We start from the raw sequence: 4321 nt of genomic DNA, 5'->3' as shown, positions 1-4321 counted from the left end.
TCCCCAATTTCCGTCAACACCTAGACGTATCCCAAAATGGGATACATACTGAGATACACACAACATCAATAGAAAGCGCCCCAGGTGCTGTAACACCTGGGGCGCGGCAACCACGGAAGATTGGACCAACCGTGATCGACTCGACCGTATCAACTGATCGCCCGGTGTACCTACGTCTGCTGGGTGCCGCTCACGTCGAGGGCTTCGCGCCTGGCGAGCTACCGGGCCGTTCCCTCGAACTGCTCACGTACCTACACCTGAACCCTGCCGGGGTCGCGGGTGTCCAGGTACAGCACGCTCTCTGGCCGGATGCCTACGTGCCCTCCAACGGCCATGCACGCACCCTGGCGAAGCAGACGCGCAGCGTGCTCGGCCACGCCCCGGATGGGCGGCGCTGGTTCCCGGAGGCCACAAAGGCCGGCTACGCCCTGCACCCGGCTCTCACGAGCGACTGGAGCGACTTTCAGCGCCTCATGGGGCCAGACCCCTCCCACACCCCCACGGCGGCTCTGATCGACGCTGTGAGGCTCGTACGCGGCCAGCCACTGGACGGGATCACCCGCCGCCCCGGCTGGTGGACGTGGCGCGGCCCCTTCGAGGAAGCCATGATCGCCGGAGTGCTCGCCGCAGCGTCCGAGATGTACACCCGCGCAATGGGTGCCGGTCGCCTCTCCGACGCGCGCACCGCCGCGACGATCGCGCGCAGCACCGACCCCCTGAACGAAACCGGCTGGCGGATGGAACTACGCCTCGCGATGGTGCGCGCCGATCCGATCACCTACGCGCAGACCGTCGCTGACCTGTACGCCACGGTCGGCACCGCGCACCCACTCGACACCGAGACAGCGCAGCTGCTCGCCCACGCGCCCGCAGCGCTCCGCGCCGCAGCGTCCCACCGCCCCTGAGACGCGGAATGGGTCTCACCCCGGATCGCGAATTGCGATGCGTTTTGAGACCCATTCCGTTTGACAACCCTGATAGGCTGAAACCGCAGTGCCAATGAGCGCCCTAGCGCGAAGAGGGTACGGAGGTTTGGGCCTCTCCGGATTATCACCGCAATACACCTTCCGCCCGGCCCTCACCGCAGACAGAAAATGCCCCAGCTGGTCACCCAGCCGGGGCATTCGTTTTTTCGCCTACTTCCGCTTGCGTTCCCGCTCCACCCAGAGCCGGACACCCTCCGCGACGATCTGCGCATTCGTCACCCGCACACCCTTCGCGGCCGCCAGCCCCTTGCCCTCTTTGATGAGTTCAGGAGTCTCCAGCGGGAGCCGGTAATACTGGCCTTTCCATGCCGTCGTCGGCAGACCCCGAATAGGGGTCACCGCCACACCCTCGGGGATCTCCGGTGCGGCCTTCTTCGGCTGCTCGTCGGCCTCGGGGTTCGGGGTGGCCTTGTGATCGAGGAAGCGCCCCCAGTCTTTGCTGTTCTTCTTCGGTGCCGCCTTCTTGGGTGTGTTCTCCCCGGTCATGCCCTCGTCCTTTCCAGCGTTTCGATCAGCACAGTCGGATAGACCCCCAAGTCATCCGGCACCGTGCCGAACGCCTGGGAGTACTGGAGCACGAACGGCACCGCCGTCGCGAGCGCGTGCAGCCCCTGTTCCTCCATCGCCTCGCGCGCCTCGCGGAGACTGCGCGTGTTGGGCTTCACCCGCGTAAACAGCACGTTCAACGAGATATCCCGGTTGAACCCCACCTCAGCCGCGGCCTCCAGCGTCGGGCGGATGCGGGACACCTCAGCCGGTGTCGGTGCGACCGGCACCACCAGGTGATCGGTGACCATGAGCGCCTGTCGCAGGATCGCCGGATCGCTCGGCCCGGTGTCGATCACCACATGCCCGGTGTGGCGGGAATCCCTCACACGCTTGGCGAGGTTCGCGCTCGGCCAGTAGTTCACCGTCACGCTGCTCGGCCAGTCATCCCCCGCGAACTCGGACCACTCGAACGTGGACGCGTTGACCGGATCGGCGTCCACCAGCATCACCGGCAGCGGGCTGCACTTCGCCAGTGCGAGGGCCAGGTGCACCGCCGTGGTGGACTTCCCCACCCCGCCTTTCAGCGCGCCCACGGTCACCTGCACCGGCTCGTCTAGCTGGGCCAATAATTGCTCGAGCTGCTCACTCATCGTTTCCTCTCAACCGCCGAAAGTATCGCCGTCAGTCGTCACGTTCACGGACTGGAGCTCGCCCACCCGAACCTGCGTCGACGAACTCGTCGACGGCAACTGAATGCGCCCCGAGTCACCGCCGCCCGTCCACTCCACCGACCACGTCGACGTAGCCGTGACCGTGAATGTTCCGCCGTCCGACTGCTTCTGATACCGGAATCCGCACGTCGGAGAATCGACCGCTGGCTTGTTCGCCATAGCGACCGCATCGAACGGCGTTCCACCACTCGCGCAGCCGATGGTCTGCCCGTCGCCCGACGTGTACGCGAGGGACTGCACAGACGCCGTGCCCGTCACCGTCACCCCGCCATAGGTCGCCGTCCGACTGATCGGCCCCCATGTGCTCTCTGTCGGGTTATCCACCCACAGCCACACCGGAATCCCTACCCACGTGCGCCGATAGGGAGCCGTGCCCGCAGGGTCATCCGTGTGCACCTTCTGCTCCGGTGCCATGCCGATCTGGACCGGCTGCAGCACGAACGATCGCGCCAGCATCCCCGCAGCCTGAGCAGGGGTGTACTGCGCAACACCCGGAGGCGGGGTCATCAGCCACAGCGACACGTCGTAGCACCCGCGACCCGTGCACGCCTCAATCGGATCGCACGAGTACCACGCGCCCACGCTCGCATCCCGCCCCGTCGGCGCGGGCCTCTGCGGGTTGTCCAAGCTCCAGTAGCACTGCCGCTCATTCGACCACCAACCGCCATCCTTCGAGCACGGAACCTCCGCAGGCTCGGTGCCGTCCTTCGGCGTGTGAACGCACGACGTCGGCCCCGGCGTGAAATCGGCCGGCCCCGTCCCCGGCGTACCCGAACCCGGATTACCAGGAACCTCCACCTCGACATCACACACGAGGGCACCCTGCTCGTTGTAGTAGCAGTTGTTCGCCGCTGACGCGGGGACTGAGACCGACACAGACAAGGCGACGACCGCCGCCGCGCTCGCTAGGATCGCCGCGCTTCGACGCAGCCAGGAACTCAACACAGCGGCGCCCCTTCCTTGCCCGTCAGTGACATCTCGTCCTGGACGAACCAGCCCTCGTCCTCGGCGCTGTAGATCATCACCGCCTGGTAGGGGAAGCTGCCCTTGGGAATGTTCGCGTTCTCGACTCCGCCGAGAAGGAACGTGACTCCGGTGTTGTCGCTGCACCCGAACAGATTCACTGCTCCCAGCGGGTCAACTTCCCCGGTGCTGTTGTTTGTGACCGGCGCGACGTAGGACAGGGCTTCGTTCGCCTGCCAGACGAACGGCTCACCCTCCACAGACGCCTGGTTCTCGGCTTTGCCGGTGTAGGTGTCCTGCACCAGGGTCGCCATGCGCGAATCCGGCCAGACGAAGTGCTCTAGGTAGTCGGGCCCAAGTGCGGGATCAGCCAAGAATCGGAACCAGGCTTGCTTGTACTCGGCGTAGACCTTGTTCGCGTCCGAGACGGCCTGAGCTTCATCCTTCGGCCCTGAGACGGGCGCTTGCGTGGGTGCCCCGGTCGGCTCCACCGTCGCCGTGGCGCTCGGTGTCGGCTTGGGTGTCTTCTGTGGTTCGGGGGTTGTACACCCGGCCAGAATGAGCGCCGCCCCCACGACGCTCACGGCCACTCCGATGCTTCGCTGAATCCTCATCCTCCGGTGCCCTTTCGTAGACCCGACAACGCTACTCAAATCAGTATCTCACTTTGAGACGCATTTTGATAGCCGTTCCGTGCACCGAGCGTAACCCGCCAAACGTGTACTGGCGGTGCTCAATACACGTTTGAAACTCCCGGCGCTCTCGCGTCGTACGGTCCGCCCGTCGCCACACCTGTAGCTCAAACGCCCTGTACGCCCGCCTGAACGACTTTCAACCCCTGTTCCGGTATCGAGGTACCCCCTAGCCACTTTTAGGCCGTCAGGCGTTCACGTAGCGCCGCACGAGTGACACCTATGGGCGTGGGGGCAGCGCTTCTCCGTAGGCAAAGGGCCGCGCCAGAGGTCCTGCGGCAGCTCCGATGCCGGAGGCTTCGCGCACGCGTCGTATGGCTGGGCTGGGTCTTAACCATGGAGAGAACTAGTTAAGAGAACTAGAGAAAAGAACTAGGGGAAGTCGCGATCCCTAGAGCCGCTTGGGATCGCGGGGGGTATTTGCGTACTGAACGCCTCGCATTTGCGTACTGAACGCCTC

General features: G+C 65.1%; 5 protein-coding genes. 1 reads left to right on the top strand and 4 read right to left on the bottom strand.

Translation table 11 applies throughout. The features are described 5' to 3' along the window. The first annotated feature begins 131 nt into the window (after nt 1-131). Nucleotides 132-905 (top strand): AfsR/SARP family transcriptional regulator, encoded by a 774-nt coding sequence (locus tag L978_RS18645; protein WP_156118192.1) that lies wholly within the window; start codon nt 132-134, stop codon nt 903-905. Between the two features lie 231 nt (nt 906-1136). Here L978_RS18645 and L978_RS00020 read toward each other — a convergent pair whose 3' ends face one another. From L978_RS00020 to L978_RS00005, 4 genes are all read right to left on the bottom strand, one after another. Next, the gene (locus L978_RS00020) at nt 1137-1472 is read right to left on the bottom strand and encodes a hypothetical protein (RefSeq protein ID WP_047519036.1); all 336 of its coding nucleotides are present in this window, start codon (nt 1470-1472) and stop codon (nt 1137-1139) included. Continuing rightward, a complete protein-coding gene (locus L978_RS00015; RefSeq protein ID WP_197055593.1) occupies nt 1469-2125 on the bottom strand; it encodes a ParA family protein in 657 nt (218 codons plus the stop codon). The genes L978_RS00020 and L978_RS00015 overlap by 4 nt, the downstream gene beginning before the upstream one ends. Nucleotides 2126-2134: 9 nt before the next feature. After that, nucleotides 2135-2713 carry a hypothetical protein gene (locus L978_RS00010; RefSeq protein ID WP_231554938.1) on the bottom strand — a complete coding sequence of 193 codons (579 nt, stop codon included), beginning with the start codon at nt 2711-2713 and terminating at the stop codon, nt 2135-2137. A 431-nt stretch (nt 2714-3144) separates the two neighbouring features. Next, complete coding sequence (locus tag L978_RS00005; protein WP_197055592.1) at nt 3145-3759, bottom strand: hypothetical protein; 615 nt, start codon at nt 3757-3759, stop codon at nt 3145-3147. Nucleotides 3760-4321 lie beyond the last annotated feature (562 nt).

Origin of the sequence: Microbacterium sp. ZOR0019 (assembly GCF_000800925.1) — a bacterium.
GTDB classification, from domain to species: domain Bacteria; phylum Actinomycetota; class Actinomycetes; order Actinomycetales; family Microbacteriaceae; genus Microbacterium; species Microbacterium aurugineum.
Note: the sequence above shows the minus strand (reverse complement) of the source record. Positions and strands in the feature narration are given on the sequence as shown.